The 20997-nt window shown below is 68.1% G+C and carries 19 protein-coding genes and 1 tRNA gene; 11 read left to right on the forward strand and 9 right to left on the reverse strand.

Annotation, left to right across the window (positions count from 1 at the left end; genetic code table 11):
* Positions 1 to 228 (forward strand): hypothetical protein (locus tag ACP96_RS19440; RefSeq protein WP_237561585.1); only part of this gene is annotated, 228 nt, incomplete at its 5' end.
* A gap of 285 nt (positions 229 to 513) precedes the next feature.
* Here the strand turns inward: ACP96_RS19440 and ACP96_RS00385 are convergent.
* Positions 514 to 586: transfer RNA gene (locus ACP96_RS00385), tRNA-Arg, on the reverse strand.
* Positions 587 to 935: 349 nt separating this feature from the next.
* On the opposite strand from ACP96_RS00385, the gene ACP96_RS00390 reads away from it, so the two are divergent.
* The 6 genes from ACP96_RS00390 (at position 936) to ACP96_RS00415 (ending at position 6623) form a co-directional block, all read left to right on the forward strand.
* Positions 936 to 2546, forward strand: coding sequence for a PAS domain-containing protein (locus ACP96_RS00390; RefSeq protein ID WP_050031701.1), 1611 nt, complete (start codon positions 936 to 938; stop codon positions 2544 to 2546).
* Between the two features lie 103 nt (positions 2547 to 2649).
* On the forward strand, positions 2650 to 3123 hold the full coding sequence (gene rimI / locus ACP96_RS00395; RefSeq protein WP_050024695.1) for a ribosomal protein S18-alanine N-acetyltransferase: 474 nt from the start codon (positions 2650 to 2652) through the stop codon (positions 3121 to 3123).
* Between the two features lie 82 nt (positions 3124 to 3205).
* On the forward strand, positions 3206 to 5005 hold the full coding sequence (gene pepF, locus ACP96_RS00400; protein ID WP_050024697.1) for an oligoendopeptidase F: 1800 nt from the start codon (positions 3206 to 3208) through the stop codon (positions 5003 to 5005).
* An 88-nt stretch (positions 5006 to 5093) separates the two neighbouring features.
* The gene (locus ACP96_RS00405; RefSeq protein WP_050024722.1) at positions 5094 to 5993 is read left to right on the forward strand and encodes a tetratricopeptide repeat protein; all 900 of its coding nucleotides are present in this window, start codon (positions 5094 to 5096) and stop codon (positions 5991 to 5993) included.
* A complete protein-coding gene (locus ACP96_RS00410; RefSeq protein WP_004047822.1) occupies positions 5994 to 6293 on the forward strand; it encodes a DUF424 domain-containing protein in 300 nt (99 codons plus the stop codon).
* 18 nt (positions 6294 to 6311) lie between these two features.
* Positions 6312 to 6623, forward strand: a complete 312-nt coding sequence (locus ACP96_RS00415; protein WP_050031702.1) for a hypothetical protein — start codon at positions 6312 to 6314, stop codon at positions 6621 to 6623.
* A 26-nt stretch (positions 6624 to 6649) separates the two neighbouring features.
* Here ACP96_RS00415 and ACP96_RS00420 read toward each other — a convergent pair whose 3' ends face one another.
* The gene (locus ACP96_RS00420) at positions 6650 to 7762 is read right to left on the reverse strand and encodes a pyridoxal-phosphate-dependent aminotransferase family protein (protein ID WP_050031749.1); all 1113 of its coding nucleotides are present in this window, start codon (positions 7760 to 7762) and stop codon (positions 6650 to 6652) included.
* 233 nt (positions 7763 to 7995) lie between these two features.
* Between ACP96_RS00420 and ACP96_RS00425 the strand changes: the two genes are divergently transcribed.
* On the forward strand, positions 7996 to 10380 hold the full coding sequence (locus ACP96_RS00425) for an amino acid permease (RefSeq protein WP_050031703.1): 2385 nt from the start codon (positions 7996 to 7998) through the stop codon (positions 10378 to 10380).
* Between the two features lie 41 nt (positions 10381 to 10421).
* Here ACP96_RS00425 and ACP96_RS00430 read toward each other — a convergent pair whose 3' ends face one another.
* The 3 genes from ACP96_RS00430 to ACP96_RS00440 all read right to left on the reverse strand — a co-directional run bounded on the left by ACP96_RS00430 (position 10422) and on the right by ACP96_RS00440 (position 13217).
* Positions 10422 to 11975, reverse strand: a complete 1554-nt coding sequence (locus ACP96_RS00430; protein ID WP_050024708.1) for a TrkH family potassium uptake protein — start codon at positions 11973 to 11975, stop codon at positions 10422 to 10424.
* 46 nt (positions 11976 to 12021) lie between these two features.
* Positions 12022 to 12729: a potassium channel family protein gene (locus ACP96_RS00435; protein ID WP_050024709.1), complete on the reverse strand. Its 708-nt coding sequence runs from the start codon at positions 12727 to 12729 to the stop codon at positions 12022 to 12024.
* A 131-nt stretch (positions 12730 to 12860) separates the two neighbouring features.
* The gene (locus tag ACP96_RS00440; protein WP_050024711.1) at positions 12861 to 13217 is read right to left on the reverse strand and encodes a hypothetical protein; all 357 of its coding nucleotides are present in this window, start codon (positions 13215 to 13217) and stop codon (positions 12861 to 12863) included.
* A 241-nt stretch (positions 13218 to 13458) separates the two neighbouring features.
* On the opposite strand from ACP96_RS00440, the gene ACP96_RS00445 reads away from it, so the two are divergent.
* Positions 13459 to 14208, forward strand: coding sequence for an Lrp/AsnC family transcriptional regulator (locus tag ACP96_RS00445; RefSeq protein ID WP_050024713.1), 750 nt, complete (start codon positions 13459 to 13461; stop codon positions 14206 to 14208).
* A 39-nt stretch (positions 14209 to 14247) separates the two neighbouring features.
* Here ACP96_RS00445 and ACP96_RS00450 read toward each other — a convergent pair whose 3' ends face one another.
* From ACP96_RS00450 to ACP96_RS00465, 4 genes are all read right to left on the reverse strand, one after another.
* Complete coding sequence (locus ACP96_RS00450; protein WP_050024715.1) at positions 14248 to 14505, reverse strand: DUF7561 family protein; 258 nt, start codon at positions 14503 to 14505, stop codon at positions 14248 to 14250.
* 393 nt (positions 14506 to 14898) lie between these two features.
* Complete coding sequence (locus ACP96_RS00455; protein WP_082222420.1) at positions 14899 to 16002, reverse strand: ABC transporter ATP-binding protein; 1104 nt, start codon at positions 16000 to 16002, stop codon at positions 14899 to 14901.
* Entirely contained in the window at positions 15992 to 17836 is a 1845-nt protein-coding gene (locus tag ACP96_RS00460) for an ABC transporter permease (RefSeq protein ID WP_050031705.1), read from the reverse strand. The genes ACP96_RS00455 and ACP96_RS00460 overlap by 11 nt, the downstream gene beginning before the upstream one ends.
* 7 nt (positions 17837 to 17843) lie before the next feature.
* A complete protein-coding gene (locus ACP96_RS00465) occupies positions 17844 to 19151 on the reverse strand; it encodes a thiamine ABC transporter substrate-binding protein (protein WP_050031707.1) in 1308 nt (435 codons plus the stop codon).
* 168 nt (positions 19152 to 19319) lie between these two features.
* On the opposite strand from ACP96_RS00465, the gene ACP96_RS00470 reads away from it, so the two are divergent.
* Both ACP96_RS00470 and hisA read left to right on the forward strand, forming a co-directional pair.
* Entirely contained in the window at positions 19320 to 20165 is an 846-nt protein-coding gene (locus tag ACP96_RS00470) for a hypothetical protein (protein ID WP_050031708.1), read from the forward strand.
* Positions 20166 to 20238: 73 nt separating this feature from the next.
* Positions 20239 to 20979: a 1-(5-phosphoribosyl)-5-[(5-phosphoribosylamino)methylideneamino]imidazole-4-carboxamide isomerase gene (gene hisA, locus ACP96_RS00475; protein ID WP_050024268.1), complete on the forward strand. Its 741-nt coding sequence runs from the start codon at positions 20239 to 20241 to the stop codon at positions 20977 to 20979.
* Positions 20980 to 20997: the final 18 nt, after the last annotated feature.

The raw sequence follows: 20997 nt of genomic DNA on the forward strand, positions 1-20997 counted from the left end.
ACAGCGATTCAACACAGCCGGACGAAGACAAATATTCAAACGATTATCGAACTTGTAACAATTGCAACTGTCAGTTTAGTAGTTATTAATAGTCTTGTCCTGTCAGTAGACAGTTTCTCACCGACTACACCCACTTATGCCTCCTTCCTTGCAGGATTAGGAATTGTCATTACAAAACATTTTCTCGATACATATATCACGACTGTTGAAAATACGGCCGAGATGTAGGCCTTGGATTCAAATATGTTGAATTAATGTTCTATTGAGATGGTGGTTGGAACCGCTGTACCGACCGTTTGAGGATCGGGATACGAACTTTTGTATAAGTCTTCTGACACTAGAACTACCAACTACCCAAAGGACTTTACCCCGACTCCGTCACGTGTATTTCACGAACCGCACGAAGGCGACGACCCCCGTCACGCTGCGTGACGAACTCAAAATCGTCACTGGGGGTTCGGCTTATATACACCCGGCCGCCGTCCTGTCAATCCACCCCGTCAGAAAATATGACGGGCGCGACGGGATTTGAACCCGCGGCATCTTGGTCCGGAACCAAGTGCTCTGTCCGCTGAGCTACGCGCCCTCACGACCGGATATCCGCGGCGAGCGTTTAACGCTTCTGACTGCGGTCGTCGGATCGATCGATGGCGGGGGATCGACGCGGCTCGAAGCGGCTTCCGCTCTTTAACCAGATCTTCGATCAGGTGCGGGCTCCACTCGAAATCGCTCCCTTCGTCGACTTCGACGGTCCCACTGTCGGTACGCGCGGGGGTCGGCGGTGGTGGACGAGGAACTCTGCTCGACGACCGAGAATTTCCGACTCGATGACTGGAAATCGCCCGTAGTCGTCCGATATCTTCTCTGATTATCTCTTGTGATATTTCTAGGGCGCAGCTTTATCCGATCGCGTCCGAAAGGGAAACAGAATCAGCGTGACCCTCCGTCCAACCGACCGCCCGTCGACCGCCCGCGGCGACGACGACCGACGGGAACCGATCGACGAGGCCGGCGACGGCACCGGTCCCGGACCGAGGGACGAGGACGGCGAGTCGTGGACCGGCGGGCGGCCCGACGCGGGTGGATTGCCCGACTCCACTGCGTCGGCCGGCCCGTCGGTCCCGGGCGCCGACCGGTTCGTCTCGGCCGTCGCGGTCGACGGCGAGGTGCTCTTCGCCGGCCCCTCGGTGCCCGCGGTACTCGGGGTCGAGCGGGCGTCCCTCGCCGGCGAGAACCTGTTGGACCGCGTCCATCCGAACGACCGCGAGCCCGTCTCCGACGCGCTCTCTGCGGTCGCGACCGACCGCGTCGTCACCCACCGGCTCCGCCACGCCAACGGCGGGTTCGTCTGGGTCGAGTCCGTCGTCGACGAGGAGCTGGCCCCCGAGTTCGGGGGGCGCGTCGTTACCGCGCGCCGCGTCGACTCGGAATCGGCCTTCCCGGAGCGGTTCCGTGAGTTTCTGGAGTACGGCACGGATCTCGTCACCGTCGTCGACGGCGACGGCCGGGTGCGCTACGAGAGCCCGTCGGTCGAGGAGGTGCTCGGGTACGAACAGGGGTCGACCGTGGGACGCTCGCCGCTCGGCTACGTCCACCCGGACGACCGCGAGCGCGTGACGGAGCGGTTCTACCGCGCACTCAACGACTCCGACGCGACGCCTACGATGGAGTACCGCTACCGCACCGCCGACGGCGACTGGGTCTGGTTAGAGTCCCGGACGCGGTCGCTACCGGCCGACGCCGCGGTCGGGCGCCTGCTCATCAACTCGCGGGACGTGAGCGAGCGAAAGGCGCGGGAACGCCGGCTCACGGACCGAAACGAACGGCTCGACCGCTTCGCCAGCATCGTCTCCCACGACCTCCGGAACCCGCTGTCGGTGATCCGGGCGTCGATGGAGATGGCGCAGTTGAAAGGGGAGACCGAGCCCCTGGAGCGCGGCGAGCGCGCCGTCGACCGGATCGACCAGCTGGTCTCGGAGCTGCTGACGCTCGCCAGACAGGGTTCGGGGATCGACGAGCCGACCGAGTTCGCGCTCGGGGCCGTCGCCCGCGAGGCGTGGGACACCGCCGGGAGCGCGGATGCGAGACTCGTCGTGGGCGCCGACGCTCGGGTGCGCGGCGACCGCGGCCGGCTGCAACAGGCCTTCGAGAACCTGTTCCGGAACGCGACGGAACACGCCGCGCAAGGCGGTGCTGGCGGCGGGGACGCCCACGCGACCGACGGCGGCGAGGACGCGCCCCTCACCGTCGTCGTGACCGCGACCGACGAGGGGTTCCTCGTCGCCGACGACGGCCCGGGGATCGACCCGGCACACCGCGAGGAGGTGTTCGACCCGGGCTTCACGACCCGCGAGGACGGGACCGGCTACGGGCTCGACATCGTCCGCGAGGTCGTCGAGTCGCACGGCTGGACGGTCGACCTCCGGGGAGACGACGCCGACCCGGCGAGTCCCGACGACGTGCGGGTCCCCGACGGGGCGTGCTTCGTGGTCCGCGCTCCCGACCCCGACGCGGCCGACACGGGCGAGCCCTGGATCGACGGGTGACCGCTGTCGGCGCGGCGGCGTTCCGTCGCTGAGTCCGGGCCGCCCCCTCGTCGACGCCGCGCCGTCCCGTCGCGTTTATTTCTCTCGCGGGCCAATCCGACCCGTGACCCCCGTCGACGCGACCGTCCGGCCGGTCGAGCGCGCCGACCTACTCGCCGTGGTGCGGATCGAGCGCGCGTGCTTCTCGGACCCGTGGCCGTACGACGCCTTCGAGCGGCTGCTCGACGAGCCCGCGTTCCTCGTCGCGGAGCGGGAGGGGGCGGTCGTCGGCTACGTCGTCGCGGACTCCACCCCGAACCACGGGCGCGACATCGGCCACGTGAAGGACCTCGCGGTCCACCCAGAGGCGCGCGAGGAAGGGATCGGCCGGACGCTGCTGCGGTCCGCACTCGCGCGGCTCCACGCCGTCGGCGTCGCCGTCGTGCGGCTGGAGGTCCGCGAGAGCAACGCGGCGGCGCGCTCCCTGTACGCGGACGAGGGGTTCGACCCGATCCGCCGCGTCTCGAACTACTACCGGGACGGCGAGGACGCGCTCGTGCTCGTCGTCGACCTCGCGGAGTGGACGGCGGGGGAGTGACCGGCGGGGGAGACGGCCGACGCCCCTCACGCGAACTTCCGCGTTTGACAAGCCTTAGTGCCCCGGCGGCGAATCTCGTAGTATGAGTTCGGTTCCCGAGCGGGCAGAGATCGACGAGGCGTACAAGTGGGACCTCCAGAGCATCTACGCCGACGACGAGGCGTGGGAAGAGGCGTACGAGGCAGTCTCGGAACGGATCGACGAGCTGGCGGCCTACGAGGGACGCGTCACAGACGACGCCGCGACCCTCCTCGAACTGCTGGAGCTGCGCGAGGAGATCTTCCGCGACCTCCAGCGGGTGACGACGTACGCCCGGCTCCGCAGCGCCGAGGACACCCGGAACCAGGAGTATCAGGCGATGTCCGCGAAGGCGTCGTCGCTCGGCTCCGAGGCGTCGAGCGCGATCTCCTACCTCGAACCGGAGCTCCAGTCGCTCACCGAGGAAGAGGTGGAGTCCTTTGTCGACGCCGAGCCCGCCCTCGCCGAGTACGAGCACTACCTCGACGACGTGTTGCGGATGAAAGCACACACGCGCTCGGCCGAGGTCGAGGAGGTGCTCGCCGACCTGTCGGAGGTCACCGACGCGCCGAGCGAGATCTACTCGATGCTGACGAACGCCGACATGACCTACGGCGTCGTCGAGGACCCCGACGGCGAGGAGGTGGAGATCACGCAGGCGAACTTCACGAAGCTCCAGAAGAACCCGGACCGCGAGTTCCGCGAGCGCGTCCACGAGACGTTCTACGACGAGTGGGCGAGCGTCCGCAACACGGTCGGCACCTCTCTCGAAAAGGCCGTCAGAGAGCACGCGACGAGCGCCGAGATCCGCGGATACGACTCGGCGCGCGAGGCCGCGCTTGACGGCTCGAACGTCCCGGTCGAGGTGTACGACACCCTCGTCGACAGCGTCGACGACAACCTCGACGTGCTCCACCGCCACGCCGAGCTGAAGGAGGAGGCGCTCGGCGTCGACGGGCTGCAGAGCCACGACCTCTACATGTCGCTGACGGGCGATCAGGGCCCCGACGTGGAGTACGAGCAGGCCCGCGAGTGGGTGATCGAGGCGGTCGCGCCGCTCGGCGAGGCGTATCAGGACCGGATGGCCGAGGGGCTCGACTCGCGGTGGGTCGACGTGTACGAGAACCGCGGGAAGCGCTCGGGCGCGTTCTCGTCGGGCACCTACGACACCCAGCCGTTCATCCTGCTGAACTACCAGGACGACATCGCCTCGATGTTCACGCTCGCGCACGAGCTGGGCCACTCGATGCACTCGGAGCTGGCCGGCGACGCCCAGCCGTGGCACGACGCGAGCTACGAGATCTTCGTCGCCGAGATCGCCTCCACCGTCAACGAGACGCTGCTCACCCACCACCTGCTCGACACCGTCGAGGACGACGAACTCCGCACCCACGTGCTCGACGAGTACCTCGAACGCTTCCGCTCGACCCTCTTCCGGCAGACGATGTTCGCGGCGTTCGAACAGCGGATTCACGAGCGCGTCGAGGCGGGTGAGGCGCTCACCCCCGACGCCTTCGACGAGATCTACGCTGACCTCAAGGGCGACTACTACGCGCCCGCGGAGCTGACCGGCGGCATCGAGCGCGAGTGGGAGCGGATTCCGCACTTCTACTACAACTTCTACGTCTACCAGTACGCGACCGGCATCTCCGCGGCCGCCGCCATCGTTGAGCGCGTCCTCGACGAGGGCGAGTCCGCGGCCGCCGACTACCGCGAGATGCTGAAGGCGGGCGGCTCCGACTACCCCCTCGACGTCGTCGAACTCGCGGGGATCGACATGGCCTCGCCCGACCCGATCGAGTCGGCCGTCGGGATCTACGACGACTACCTCGACGAGGTCGCGGCGCTGCTGGATCTGGAGTAATCGGGCGAGGTGACGGACGCGGCGGGCGCATCCTCACCGCGACGCTCCGACGCAACCCTTACGCGTCGTGACCGTCAAAACCGGGTATATGACCGACGAACGCGACGACGACCGCCACGAGTTCTCCGCCGGGCAGGGCGTCGACGCCGGCTACGAGGAGTTCACCCTCGACCCCGAGGAGATCGACGCCGACCCGAACACGGTCGACCCCGTCGACTCCCGCGTCCTCACCGACATCATGGACAAGCGCAACGTCGAGAGCGACGCCGTCGACGTCGAGCGCCTGGTCGACGTGGGGCTGTCGTACATGGGGATCAACCGCTTCGAGGAGGCGACGGAGACGTTCGAGCGCGCCGCCAGCTTCGCCGAGGAGGACTCGCTGGACGCCCAGGAGGCGTGGGTGAACAAGGGCGCGGCCCACGCGGAGCTCGAGGAGTACGATCAGGCGATCGGGGCGTATCAAGAGGCGCTGCGCATCGACGGCGACTCCGAACACGCCGCGACCGCCGAGACCAACCTCGCGTACGCACTCTGGGAGTCGGGGCAGGGCGAGCAGGCCCTCGAACACGCCGAGCGCGCCGTCGAGACCGACCCGCGCTTCGCGGAAGCGTGGTACAACCGCGGGTTCCTGCTGGTCGAGCGCGGGCTCGCCGAGGACGCCGTCAGCTGCTTCGACAACGCGATCCGCCTCGGCTACCGGAGCGCGGGCGTCTTAGAGGAGAAGGCCCGCGCGCTCGAAGAGGCCGGCGAGCACGAGCAGGCCGAGGAGGTCGCTGACCGCGCCGACGAGATCCGCCGCGAGGCGGAAGAGCAGATGGTCGAGGAACAGACCGGCCAGGCACCCGGTCCCGGCGGGGCCCGTCAGGGCGGTCGCCCCGGAGCCGGCGGACAGCCCGGTGCAGGGGGTCGCGGCGGTCGCGGCGGGCAGGGCGGCGGCCGCGAGGAGCCGGAGCGAGAGCTCCAGGGCGAGGGGCCTGAGGGCTTCTGAATGCTCCTCCGCGAGCGCGAGACCGCCGAGGGGCGGCTCGTCTCCGTCTGCGACGCCGACTGCCTCGGCGAGACGTACGACAACGGGCGCGCGACGATCACCGTCAGCGAGGAGTTCTACGGCGGCGACGACGCGGTCGAGGCGACCGCCGAGGAGGTCGTCGCGGGGCTCCACCGCGCGCAGGTCGCGAACATCGTCGGCACCGAGGCCGTCGGCGTCGCGGTCGAGGCCGGGCTCGTCGACGAGGAGACCGTCTTGGAGTTCGAGGAGACTCGACACGCACAACTGCTCTGGCTGTGATCGATCGGCGGTGACACGATGAAGCGACTGACGAGAGCCGAATTGGCCGAGCGCGTGGGGCCGCAACCGCCCTCGGACGCGTTCTGGAATCGCGTGATCGCGGCCGAGAGCGGGACGATCAGCGTCGGACCCGAGGTCGTCGGCGACACCGACCGCCGCGCGCGGGAGAACCGACGGCGACGCGGCGAGTCCGGCGACGACGGCCCCCTCTCGCCGGGCGACATGATCGACGTGGGCGAGAAGTCGTTCGTCGTCGTCGGGGTCGAGGAAACGGAGCCGGGCGGTCGGCGGTACCGGATCGATCTGGTCGAACCGCGGCGGGACGACTGAAAGAGGGCTCCGACTGGTCGGCCGCGCTACAGGTCCGCGACGTCTTCGATCGCGTCGGTGAGCTCCTTCACGCTCGCGACGGTGTGTTCGCCCATGTGGCCGATCCGGAACGTCTCCTCGCCGAGCTGCGAGCCGTAGCCGTTCGAGAACGCCATGTCGTACTCCTCGCTCACTTCCTCGATGGTCGCGGCGACGTCGATGCCCTGCGTGTTCTCGATGCAGGCGACCGTCTGCGACTCGTAGCCCGCCTCGGGGAACATCGCGAAGTGCTCGTCGGCCCAGTCGTGGACGTACTCCATCATCTCGCGGTGGCGCCCGTCGCGGGCGCGGTGGCCCTCGTCGAGCATGTGTTTCATCTGCTTGCGGTACGCTAACATGACCGGGATGGCCGGCGTCGAGTGGGTCTGGCCCTTCCGGTCGTAGTAGTCGATGGTGCGGCGGAAGCCGCCGTACCACGAGGAGTCGCCCTTCTCGACCTCGCGGTCGTAGGCGTCGTCGCTGACGACGCAGACCGCGAGCCCCGGCGGCATCGCGAACGCCTTCTGGGTGGACGCGAAGATCACGTCGATGTCGTGGTCGTCGATGTCGACGTGGTCGCCGCCCAAGGCGGAGACGGCGTCGACGACGAAGTAGGTGTCCGGGTAGTCGCTGATCACGTCGCCGATCTCCTCGATGGGGTTGCGGACGCCGGTCGACGACTCGTTCATCACGGTCGCGACCACGTCGTACTGTTTATCGGTCGATTCGAGGTGCTCGCGGATGTCCTCGGGCTTGACGGCCTCGCCCCACTCGTACTCCAGTCGGTCGACATCCTTACCGAGCCGCTCGGCGACGTTGGCGTGGCGCTCGCTGAAGCTCCCGCAGGTCGGCACGAGGATGTTCTCGTCGACGAGGTTGAGCGTCGACGCCTCCCAGAACTCGGTGCCGGAGGCGGTGAGGATGACGACCTCGTTGTCGGTGCCGAGGAACGTCTTCGTGTCCTCGACGATGGTGGTGTAGAGGTCGGTCATCCGGTCCATCCGGTGACCGAACATCGGCTCCGCCATGGCCTCGATCACGTCGTCGCGGACCTCGGTCGGACCGGGGATGTACAGCGTCTTGTCGTCGTAGTCGTCGCGGTATTCGCGTTTCTTCGTCACGGGATCCACCTGATGGATCGTATCGCGTCGCGCTGGGGTATGTTCCTTGTGATACGTTCGAAAGTCGCGGTCGTCGCGGCCGCGTCCGCGGTCGGAGCGACGGTCGGTACGGATCGCCGCGCTCCTTCCGGAGACGGCGCCGTTGCCCGGATTAGTCGGGTTTATACGAACAGGGACAAGAGAGACGGTATGACACACGCCCGAAGAGTTACAACCGTCCGAGGTGGTCCGCCGTGAGCGGCGACGAGGAGCTCGCGAAGGACCTCGGCCCGCTTGCGGCGCTCACGATCGGGATCGGGACGATGATCGGCGCCGGGATCTTCGTGCTTCCCGGCACCGCGGTCGCCCGTGCCGGGCCGCTCGCGGCGGCTACGTTCGTTCTCGGCGGCGTGATCGCCTTATTCACCGCGCTGTCCGCCTCCGAATTGGGGACCGCGATGCCGAAGTCCGGCGGGGCGTACTTCTACGTCAACCGCGCGCTCGGGCCTATGTTCGGCTCGATCGCGGGGTGGGCGAACTGGCTCGGGCTCGCGTTCGCGTCCGCCTTCTACATGTACGGGTTCGGCGAGTACGTCAACGCGCTCGTCGGGCTCGAACCGGTCGGACTCGGGATCGTGACGCTGGAGGCGGCGCAGGTGATCGGGCTCGCCGGCGCGCTGCTGTTCATCGCGGTCAACTACTTCGGCGCGAAGGAGACGGGCGGACTCCAGATCGTCATCGTGATGTCGCTGCTCGGCATCCTCGCCGTCTTCACCGTCGTCGGCCTTCTCAATGCCGAGATGTCGTCGCTACGACCCTTCACGACGCCGGAGACGGTGAGCGAGATACTGCCGGTGACGGGGGTCATCTTCGTCTCGTATCTCGGCTTCGTCCAGATCACCTCTGTCGCCGAGGAGATCAAAAACCCCGGCCGGAACCTCCCGCTCGCGGTCCTCGGCTCGGTCGTCATCGTCACGGTCGTGTACGCGCTGTTCCTGCTGGTGCTGCTCGCGGCGGTGCCGAACGAGCTCGTCGCGAACAACGAGACCGCGGTCGTCGACGCAGCGAGGCTGCTGTTCGGTCAGTACGAGGTGTTCGGCTACTCTCTCGGCGCGGTCGGCGCCGGGATGCTCCTGATCGGCGGGCTGCTCGCGACCGCCTCCTCGGCGAACGCGTCGATCCTCTCGTCGTCACGGATCAACTTCGCGATGGGCCGCGAGAAGATCGTCACCCCGAAGCTCAACGAGATCCACGAGCGGTTCGGCACCCCCTACAAGTCGATCGCGCTCACCGGCGCGCTCATCCTCGTGTTCCTCGTCGCCGGCGGCGTGGAGTCGCTGTCGACGATGGGCTCCGTCCTCCACCTCATCGTCTACGGGCTGCTCAACCTCGCGCTGATCGTGATGCGCGAGTCGGAGGTCGAGGGGTACGACCCCGACTTCGAGGTCCCCTTTTACCCCGCCGTCCCGATAATCGGGACGCTGTCATCGTTCGCGCTGATCGCGTACATCGAGCCGCGGATCATCGCGCTGTCGGCCGGGCTCGTCGCCTTCGCAGTCCTCTGGTACCTGCTGTACGCCCGCGGGAAGGTGGAGGCGCGCGGCGTGTTGGGGACGTGGATCCTCGATCGGTCCGACGAACTCCCGAAGGCCGCCGTGTCCGCGGCCACGTCGGTCCAGCCGAGCGGCGACGACTACCGGGTGATGGTGCCGCTGGCGAACCCCAAGACCGAGGAGCACCTGATCACGCTCGCGTCCGCCATCGCCAAGCAGCGGAACGGGACGGTCGTCGCGGTCAACATCGCGAACGTCCCCGACCAGACCTCGCTGGAGGCGGCTCGCGACCGCGGCGCCCACGAGGCGGCCCACGACCTGTTAGCGCAGGCCCGCGAGGACGCCGAGACGTTCGGCGTCGACGTGGAGACGCACGTCGTCCTCTCGCACCGCGTGTTTGAGGAGGTGTTCGACGCCGCGCGCACCTACGGCGCTGACATGACCGTGATGGGCTGGGGCGAGGACTCCCACGGGGCGCCGGGGCGCGCCGAGTCCGCCGTCGACGAGCTGGCGCACTCGCTGCCCTCCGACTTCCTCGTGTTCCGCGACCGCGGCTTCGACGCCTCCCGAATCCTCGTGCCGACCGCCGGCGGCCCGGCCTCGGACCTGTCCGGCGCGGTCGCGAAGATGTTGCAGGCCGAGTTCGGCAGCGAGGTCACGCTGCTGCACGTCGCCGACGACGAGGCCGAGGGGCGGCGGTTCCTCTCCGCGTGGGCCGACGAACACGGCCTCTCGGACGCGACGCTGCGCATCGAGAGCGGCGACGTCGAGGCGTCCATCGAGCGCGCCGCACGCGACGCGACGATGCTCATCATCGGCGCAACGCAGAAGGGCCTGCTCTCGCGGCTGGTCCGCGGATCGCTCGTGTTGGACGTGCTCGGCGACGTGGAGTGCTCCGTACTGCTCGCGGAGAAGCGTAGCGACCGCGGCGTCTTCGCCCGGCTGTTCGGCAGCGGCGCGGGGGCGAACGACATCGTCGAGACGAGCGAGACGCCCGCCGAGACCGGGGTCGAACCGGAGCCGTCGACGCCGGAGATCGACGACTCCGGGGACGACTCGACGGGCGATTCGAAGGACGGCGCCTGACCGACGAGGCGGGGTCCGAAGCCGCGTCCCTCACGCCTCCGTCAGGCGGAGCGGTCGAACCGTCGGATGATCGCTCCGAGCAACACCGCGACCGGGATGATTTCGAGCCGACCGACCCACATGTTGACGATCAGCATCGCCTTCCCCGTCTCGGGCATGGTCGGCCCGGTGACCCCCGAGTCGAGGCCGACGTTGCTCTGCGCGCTCATCACGTCGAAGATCACGTACTCCAGCGGGTACGTCGGGGGGAGGACCCGAAGCAGGACGGCGACGCCGATCACGAGGAACGCGATCCACAGCAGGAACACGACGGTCGCCTCGGTGTACTCCCGCTGCGCCTGCGCCTCGCTGAGGCGCCGGTCGCCGATCCGGAGGTAGCGAATCGCCGCCTGCGGTCGGAACACGTCCTGTATCTGCCAGACCGTCCCCTTGATCAGCGTGATGACGCGGATGAGCTTGAGGCCGCTCACCGTCGACCCGGCCGCCGCGCCGGTTAACATTCCGAGGCAGGCGAACAGCGTCGGGCCCGCGGTCCAGACGCGTTCGGTTCCCCCGCCGATCGACGTGCTCCCGAAGCCGGTGTTCGACGTCGCGGAGACGAACTGGAACAGGCTCACTCGGAACGTCTCCTCCAGCGTGGCGTACTGGCCGTTCGCGTAGAGGATCGCGGTCAACACGAGCGACCCGACGGTGAACCAGATGAACACCCACCGCGTCTGGAGGTCGGCGTAGAAGTTCCGGAGCTCCCCTTTGAAGATCAGGTAGTGAATCGGGAACGCGATGCTCCCCGCCACCATGATCGGGACCGTGGCGTACTCGATCAGCGGGCTGCCGTAGTGGCCGATCGAGTCCGCGTGGACGGAGAACCCGCCGGTCGCGATGCCGGTCATCCCGTGGTTGATCGCGTCCCACAGGGGCATCCCGGCGAGTAGGAACAGGGCGATCGAACCGAGCGTGAGGCCGACGAAGATCTTCCAGATCTCGCGGACGGTCGTCACGATACTGGGGTGGATCTTCTCGGAGCGCGCCTCGCTCTCGTACAGCGTGTACGAACCGCTGCTCCCGCCGGAACGACGGAGGATCGCGACCGTCAAGACGATCACGCCGACGCCTCCGACCCACTCGATGAACGACCGCCACCAGTGGATCGCCCGGGGGAGCTCCTCCTCGACGGCCGCCATCGTGAGCCCGGTCCCGGTGAAGCCGCTCATGCTCTCGAACACCGCGTCGAGAGGGTCGAGGAACACCACGGTCGTTGAGTCCATCGGCGGCGTGTTCATCCAGACGGGAAACGGGTTCACCTGGATCGTCCACGCGATCAGGACGAACGGGAGCCCGCCGAGGACGCCGACAAACGCCCACGCCGTGGCGGCAGTGACCATCGCCTCGCGTTTCTCCGGCGGATCGGCGCCGCGGTACCGCCGGACCAATCCAGTGCCGATCCCCGCCATGACGACCGCGGAGACCACGAACGCGGGGACCGTGTAGAACTCCCCGTTGACCGCCGCCACAACGAGCGATATCAGCATCATCAGCGAGACGGCCTGGACGATGCGACCCACGTCGCGTCCGACGGTGTCCGTCTTGACTCTCATGAGTCACCCGCGTTGGATCGATCGACCCACGAGACCGGACTGACGGTCACAGTCGCACCCCGTTCGAGCCGTTCTCCTGATCCTCGTAGTGACCGAAGATGTCTGTCACGTCCGGCGTCGCGCCGGTCCCGGAGTAGACGGTCAGCAGGTCGCCCGTTTCGATTCGAGTCCGTCCACGCGGCGTGATCGGCGAGTCTACGTCGTCCCGTTCGATGGCCACGACGAGCGTCTCGTCGCCGAGGAGCCCCTCCTCGTCGGCCTCAATCAGGGTCTTCCCGGCGATCGGCGCCTCGTCGGCGACCGTGATCTCGAACACCTCTGCGACCTCGCCGACCCGCATGTAGTCGACGATAGAGGGGCGATCGACCGACCGGAAGAGCGACTCCGCGATGAGCCGCTGCGGGTTCTGCATGGTGTTCACGCCGATCTGGCGGAACAGGTTCATGTGCTCGGGGTTGTGGACGACCGAGACGACGTTGGGAACGTCGAGTTCCTGTGCTAGCAGCGAGACCATCACGTTGGTCGCGTCCTGATCGGTCGTCGTGATGATCGCGTCCGCGCGGTCGCTTCCGGCGTCGACGAGGTTCTCCTTGACCGTTGCGTCGGCGTTGAGGACCATACAGTCGTAGTCGCTCGCGGCCGCGTCGGCCCTTTCCGAGTTGGACTCGATGACGACGACCTCGTACCCGGCGCGTGTTGCGATTTCGATGAGCGGCGTACCGATGTCGCCGGCTCCGACGATGATGATGTACATGGGTTGTGTTCGTGTCTGTGATCGATCGGTTTCTCAGGCGATTCCCGGTCCGAGTCGCGGGCTCGCGTCCCGGTCGCTCGGCCGGCAGTCACGGTCGGGTACCGGACCGCCGATTCGGTGGGAGCACTCACTCATCGTCCCTCCCCGTCGGGCTCACCGTGGAGCTTTCCGAGGTAGTGCCACCGGTACTGACCGTCCCCGTCATCCTTTGTGGGCTCCCAGTTGACCCTGTACGCGAACGGGCCGCGCGTCCAGCCGGTCTCTGTCGGACGCTCCACGACGGCGATCGTGTACGCGCCGTGGTCCTCCGTGTAGACAAGTTCCTCGTCGCCTCTAGATTCGATCGCGTCCGTCAGCGACGGATGGTCTCGGAGGAGCCGTTGGGCGTAATGGATGATCTCCCTGAGTTGCGTGTCACTGCAGTCTTCGAGGGCAGCGATCACGTCGTCCGAGACGCCGTCAGGGGGATCGATGTCGGATGAAGTCATGGTGTGAGTGTGTGACGGCTGGTTCGATTCCGGCCGAGATGGTCCCGGAGATCGACCGGGAATCATCGTGTGTTTCCGTTTCGGAACCTGTTCTGCCTCAAATTTTCGCTTAAGCATAAATATTGCTTTTTGATTTTTCTTCTCCTAATCTAGAGAGTGCGTAGATTTCTTTTGGAAAAGTAATATTCCCAGAGAGAACAGTTATGGGAAATCCTTTGTGGCGTCCGATCGTTGTTCAAGTATGGAACACCGCATCGACGAAATAGACAAGCGAATCCTCTACTATTTCGGGGTGGACGCGCGGAACACGGCGACATCGGAGGTCGCCGAGGAGATGGGGGTGACGCCGGCGACGATCCGAAACCGGATCGACCAACTCGAAGAGCAGGGCATCCTCCGCGGCTATCTCGCCGACATCGACTACAAGTCGATCGGCGGGTACATCACCTACCTGTTCAGGTGTACGGCCCCGATTCCGGAGCGGACGCAGCTCGCGCAGTCGGCGTTGGACGTATCAGGGGTCGTGGGCGTCCAAGAACTGATGTCCGGTTCGGGCAACCTCCTCGTAACCGTAGTCGGTGCGGACACCGACGACATCAACCACGTCGCCGGCGAGCTCTCTGATCTCGGGCTGACGATCGAAGACGAGAGCGTGATGCAGGGGGAGTACCACAGGCCGTACGACCCGTTCGGTCCCGAGACTGTCCCGAAGGGACCGTCGCTGACCGACTTCATGAGCCTGGCGGGCGACGCCGAAGTCGCCGAGTTCTCCGTCTCGGAGGACGCCGAAATCGCGGGCAACACCATCGAGCAAGCGGTCGCGTCCGGACAGATCTCGCGAGAGGCCCACGTTGTCGGCATCGAACGCGACGGCGACGTGCTCACGCCGAAGGGTGACACGGCGTTTCAGACGGGCGATGTCGTCTCGCTGCTCTCGACGGCGCCGTTCAAGAAGGACTCGCTGAAGGCGTTCGGGACGCAGCGGGAGTGAGTCGTCGCTCGGCCGTACCTCTACCGCCGGCGATCGAGTCTACCCCCAGTGCCAGAAGTCGTTCCCGTCCTCCTCGACGGGGTCGGTGCGCTCGCGAAGGGCGTCGACATCCGCTTCGGTTGGTTCGTGATCGTCCGGCAGCTGCTCCATGCACTCGAAACAGAGGAAGAATTCGGAGCCGTCCGTCAGTTCGAGGGTCATTCCCTGTGTCGACTCGAACGCGAAGTTCCACAGGTCGCCGATCCCGCCGGCGATCCTGACGGACCGCTCGCAGACGAAACAGGACTCCGAGGCCATACGCAGGGTAGCGGCTCGGAGCGGTAATGCGTGTCGCCCTCGATCGATGTCGTGACCGTGTATCGGTTGTGAACGACTTCAAAGGCCCAGCCGCTCGCTTATAAATGATTGCTATCGGCGGATCGACGGTGAACTCCTCCAAAGCCCTACGGGAGGGCGGCGCACACTCGTTGCGGTCCCCAGTCGGTCGCTTCGCTCCCTCGTTGCGGTGTCGCCGGCGGCTGCCCCTTTGAGTCCCACCCCGCACCGCACAGCACCGCAGCCTCACGCCTCCCCAGCCTCGTCGGTCGCCCGTCGCTTCGCTCGGGCGACCGACTCCCTCACGGGCTCCTCGCGGGCCGATGGCCCGCTCGGAGGCGCGCCACCGCCTCGTTCAGTTATAAATCGTCGCACTCACTCCTCGCCAATCCCGATCACGTGCGCGTCTTCGGGATCGAAGCCGACGACGACCTCGCCGGAGAGGGGGTCGCGCGTCCGGACCACGAGGTCGCGGCCGCCCCAGTCGAGGGTCACCCGAGTCGTCTCGCCGAGGAACTCCGCGCTTGCGACGGTCGCCGTGAGTCGGCTCTCTCCCTCGTCGATCCGGAGGTACTCGGGCCGGACGCAGAAGGTGAGGTGGTCGCCAACAGTCACCTCAACCCCTTCGTCCACCCCCACCCGGAGCGTCTCGCCGCCGACATCGACGACGGCGATTCGGAGCTCTCTCCCCACCTCATCACCCTCGACGTCCACCACCCGCCCAGCGAACACGTTGTTGTCGCCGACGAACTCCGCGACGAACCGGCTCGACGGCTCCCGGTACACCGTCCGCGGGGGCGCGATCTGCTCGGGCCGCCCGTCGCGCATCACCGCGATGCGGTCGGAGATCGCCAGCGCCTCCTCCTGATCGTGGGTGACGTAGACGGTGGTGATCCCGAGCTCCGACTGGATGCGCCGGACCTGCACCCGGAGGCGCTCGCGGAGCTGCGCGTCGAGCGCACTCATCGGCTCGTCCAGCAGGAGGAGGTCGGGACCCGGCGCGAGCGCGCGGGCCATCGCGACGCGCTGCTGTTGCCCGCCCGAGAGGCTCTCCGGGTCGCGGTCGGCGGCGTCGGGGAGGTCCACCAGTTCGAGCAGTTCGTCGACGCGCTCCGAGCGGCTCATTCCTTTGGGCGGATCGGCGAAGTTGAGTCCGTAGCCGACGTTCTCGCCGACGGTCATATGCGGGAACAGCGCGTAGTTCTGGAAGACGACGCCCACGTCGCGGTCCTCGGGCGGTACCCCCGCGACCGACTCGCCCGAGAAGCGGATCGCCCCCGCGGTCGGCTCCTCGAACCCCGCGATCAGCCGGAGCGTGGTCGTCTTCCCGCAGCCGGAGGGGCCGACCAGCGTGAAGAACTCCCCCTCGCGCACCCGGAGGGTCACGTCGTCGACGGCGGCGGTGTCGCCGTATCGCTTCGTCACGCCGTCGAGCTCGACGGCGGGATCAGCCCCCTCGCCTCCCGACTCAGAACCCACGGTGTTCACCTCCGAGCCGCTCGATCACCACGAAGCTGAGCCCGGTGACCACGAGGAGGACGACGCCCATTGCGGTCGCCGGTCCGAGCCGGCGCCCGATGAAGCGTTCGATGGCGACCGGCATCGTGTACGCGTCGGCGCCGGTTGCGAGCACGACGGTCGCCGTGAACTCCCCGATCGAGATGGCGAACGCGAACGCCGCGCCCGCGACGACACCCGGCCACACGAGGGGGAGTTCCACGTCGCGGATCACCCGCGCCCGCGACGCGCCGAGCGCCCGCGCCGACTCGATCAGCGAGCGGTCGAGCCCCTCGAGCCCGGGCGCGACCGTCCGGACGACGAAGGGGTAGCCCGCGACTGCGTGCGCGACGACGATGGCGACCGCGCCGGTCGCCGCGAACCGCCAGCCCGCGATCTCGACGCCGAAGACGAGCCCCCGGAGGAGCCCGAGGCCGACGATGATCCCGGAGACCGCGAGGGGGGCCATCGCGGCCGCGTCGACCAGCTTCCGCCCGCGGTACCGCCGGGTCGTCAGCACCGCGACGACGACGCCCATCGGGAGGGCAAGCAGGGTCGCGGCGCTCGCGAACGTCAGCGAGTTGCGAATTGCGGGCCACGGCCGCACCTGGAACGCCGCCCCCGTCTGCTGGCGGTCAAGGAGGAACCGGTAGTGGTCGAGCGTGAGCGCGCCGTCCCCGCCCATGACGCTCGCGAGGACCATCGAGGCGATCGGCGCGACGAAGACGAGCCCCGCGACGACGGCGTAGGCGGCGAGTCCGAGTCGGGGGACGACCTCCCGGAGGGACGGCGCCGAAGGAGTCAGAGACTTACGCGGGAGGGGCCGAACGCCCCGCGAGCTGACCGTGTTTTTCGCCTCGTACCGCAGGTACGCGAGCAGCACGCCGAGCGATATCACGAGTTCGACGATCGCCAGCGCGGCGGCCTCGGCGTAGCTCAGGTCGCGCACCAGCCGGTAGACGAACACCTCGACGGTCGCCAACTGGAACCCGCCGAGCGCGAGGACGATGGGGAAGGTGCCGAAGGTGAACACGAACGTCAGCGCCGCGCCGGTCAGCACGGCGGGGTACACCTGCGGCGCGACCACGTCGAAGAACGCCCGGACCGGCCCCGCGCCGAGGCTCCGGGCGGTCTCGACCGCACTCGCGTCGACCGACTCCCACGCCGCGGTCGTCACCCGAGCGACGAGCGGCGCGTTGTAAAAGGCGTGGGCGATCACGATCGCCTCCAGCGTGAACATGAGGTCGACGGGCGGGAGCCCGACGGCGGCCAAGACCGCGTTCAGCGTCCCGTTGGTGCCGAACGTGGCGACGAAGCCGACGGCGACCATGATCGACGGGAGCACGAACGGGACGATCGTCAGCGACCGCAGGGTGCGCCGCCCCGGGAACTCGAAGCGCGCGAGCAGGTAGGCGGCCGGGAGCCCCAGGGCGACGCTGGCGACCGTCGACAGCGCGGCCTGATACGCGGTGAACCCGACGATCCCGAGCCGGCGGTCCGGCGAGAGGAGGGCGCGCGCGACCGCCACCGGCGACTCGCCCGCGAACAGCCGGGCGAACTCCCCGAAGTAGAACGGGTCGCGGAGCAGCTCGGCAAAGACGGCGAGGGTAGGGGCGCCGTCGACGACGACCGCCTCGATCAGGACCGTCCCGACCGGGTAGTAGAACGCAGCGACGAGCACGGCGCTCGTGACGACCGCGAGCGCGGTCAGGAGGCGACCGCGGAGGCGTCGCGCGAGGCGGTCGCGGAGGGAGCGGCCTCGGCGGGGGTCGGCGGCGTCGCCGCCCTCGCCGGCACCGGGGCTGGCGTCGGACACGCTGCCGTCAGTTCCCGGCGAACTGCCGCTCCCAGTCTTCGACCCACTCACTGACCGAGCCTTGGAGCTCGTCGTACGTGAACGTCACCGGTTCGGAGGGCTCCTGCGCCAGCTCGGCGTAGTCGTCGGGGAGCTCGGCCGTGTCAGTCGCGGGGAAGGCGACGTTGCGCTCGGCGATCTGCCCCTGCACGTCCGGCTCCAGCATGAACGACATGAACTCGCGGGCGAGCGCCGGCTCGTCGGCGTCGGCGAAGACCGCCATCCCCTCCGGGTTGGCGTACGCCTGATCGTTCAGGAAGCGGACCTGGTGTTTCTCCAGGTCCTGTCCCTCCATGTTCGCGAATACCTGATCGGTCGAGTAGGAGACGACCATCGGGGCCTCGCCCCCGCTCCAGGCGCTGTAGGCGTCGTCCCACGACCCGAGCACGCGCACGTCGTTGTCCTGCAGCTCCGCCCAGTAGTCGAGGTAGTCGTAGTCGGGGTCGCCGTCGCCGCCCTCGACCGACCCGTCCGACCCGTCGCCGAACCGGTGGACCGTGTGGAGCAGGAACGACCGCCCCGTCGACGACGCACCGGGGTTCTGCGCGATGAGTGCGCCCGCGTGCTCGTCGTCGAGCAGGCCGTCGAACGTCTCCGGCGCCTCGATCGCGGTGCCGTCGTACACGAGGCTCACGTAGCCGGTATCGAAGGGGACGGCGCGGTCGAACGGGTCGAACAGCAGTCCCTCCCGCACGTCGTCGAACCCCTCGACCTCGCCGCGCTCGACGAACAGGTCGTCGTCGAGCGTCTCGTCGACGCGCACGAGGTCCTCGGTGGTGAGCCCGACGTAGAGGTCCGCGTCGATCGAGACTCCCGAACCGGCGCGCTCGACGTAGTAGTTCACCTCGTTGTCCGGGGTCGCCCATTCGAGTTCGGCGTCGACCCGCGACTCGAACTCTTCTTTGAGCCACTCGCCGGGGCTCACCGACGGCGCGTCGATGAAGCTGCTGTAGGTCGCGACCGTGAGGGTCGGGGTCTCGTCGTCGCCGTCGGAGCCGCCCTCGCCGTCCTCCCCGTCCTCGCCGTCGCTTCCGTTCGCTTCGTCGTCGCCGTCAGTCCCGTCTGAGCCGCCACTCGCGTCTCCGCCGTCCGTCGGCTCGGCGCTACACCCCGCGAGCGCGACGGCTCCCGCCGCGCCGCCGAGCGCGAGGAACCGGCGGCGGGTGGGCCGATCGGCACGTCTCGCGGTGCGTCCGGCCGTACCGCCGCGGGAGCCCGCCCGCCGGTCGTCGGGGGCGTCACGCCGGTTCGTCTCGGTCGCGTCGTCGTTGGTCATTACCGGGTTGTTACACTCAGTGGTTACATAAGGGATTCGTGTCGCGGGCGACGGGAGCAGAGGCGGTGAGACGGGAGAGACACGGAGCGAAACGCGCGAGCGATGGAGCGTATCAACTTCGATAGCGCCGCCGACATCGATTTACCGCGTCACGGCTTTCTCATCTTCATGAACGAGGGACCGGCCGGGCGCGAGGCCGAGAGATCGATCCGGGAGGCGGCCGGCGTCACGCGACGACGCCTGCTCGCGGGCGGCGCGGCCGTCGCCGCCGCGGGGCTGGCGGGCTGTCTCGGCGGGCGCGACGGGCCGTTGCCGGAGCCGACGGTGACGAGCGACCGGATCGACGACGGCTGGCGGCTCCTCGACGAGTCGGAGAGCACGGTGTTCGAGCAGTCGTACGGCCCGGTGACGGTGACGGCGCTCGAACACACGCGGATCTACGAGTACGTCTCGGTCGCCGAGGCGCTGTCGGAGACGTTCGGCGCGAGCGGGTCGCCGGTCGTCTTCTTTGCCACCCGGATCGACGTCCGGCCGGCGATCGACAGCCTCCCGGCCGGGGTCGGGCGGGACCGGCTGATGGCAGAGGTGGAGACCGCCGCGGTCGACGCGTTCCGGTCGCAGCTGAGCGCGAGCGGGATCGAGAACGTCGAGATCGTCGACGAGGGGACGAGCACCGTGCGGAGCGGTCACACCGCGACGACGTGGCAACTGGAGGGCGAGTTCGCCGTCGACGGCGAACTCCCGCTTCCCGACGGGTCGACGAGAGATCTCGCCGAGACCGTCGAGATCGAATCGCGGCTGGGCGTCTGGCACGACGGCACCGACGTGTTGGTTGCGGGGGGCGCGCACCCGGCGGAGCCGCTCACGGGAGTGATAGACGACGCCCTCCCGAGCCTGATCGACGCCGAGACCTTCCTCGAAGAGACGGCGGACGAGGAGACGAGGGACGCGCTCGCGACCGAGCCCGGAACCTTCGACGAGGAGATCTCGGCGCTGCTCATCTCGGTGGAGTGAGCGGCTGCGGGCCACGGGCTTCCGGCCCCGCCGAACCGACCCGTTTAATCCGCGCCCGCGACTCCGTCCCGGTATGAGCGGTTTCCCTTCCTTCGAGGTGATCCCCGCCGTCGACGTGCAGGACGGCGAGGTCGTCCAGCTGGTCGGCGGCGAGCGCGGCACGGGCAAGCGCTACGGCGACCCGGTCGAGGCCGCCAGGCGCTGGATCGAGGCGGGCGCGGAGACGCTCCACCTCGTCGACCTCGACGGCGCGTTCGAGGGCGAGCGCGTCAACGCCGACGCGATCGAGGCGGTCGTCGAGAGCGTCCCGGACGAGATCGGTCTCCAGCTCGGCGGCGGCATCCGGGCCGCCGAGGGCGCGCGAGAGCTCCTCGATCTGGGACTCGACCGAGTGATACTGGGGACCGCGGCGGTCGAGACCCCCGAGATCGTCGCCGAGATCGACGAGACGCATCCGGGAAGCGTCGTGGTCAGCCTCGACGCGAAGGACGGCGAGGTTGTCGTGTCGGGCTGGACCGAGGGGACCGGGCTGGACCCCGCCGAGGCGGCCGCGCGCTACGAGGAACTTGGCGCGGGCGCGATCCTCTTCACGAACGTCGACGTCGAGGGACAGTTGGAGGGGATCGATCGGGAAGCAGTGGAGAGCGTGGTCGACGCGGTCGACATCCCGGTGATCGCCTCCGGCGGCGTGGCAGCGATTGACGACGTGGTCGCGCTGAAGGAGGCGGGCGCGGCCGCGGTCGTCGTGGGGACCGCACTGTACGAGGGCAAGTTCACGCTTCGGGAGGCGCAGAGAGCGGCCGACGGGGTTTGAACCGCACGAGTCGAGTCG

The sequence above is a fragment of the Halorubrum halophilum genome, assembly GCF_000739595.1.
Lineage (GTDB): Archaea > Halobacteriota > Halobacteria > Halobacteriales > Haloferacaceae > Halorubrum > Halorubrum halophilum.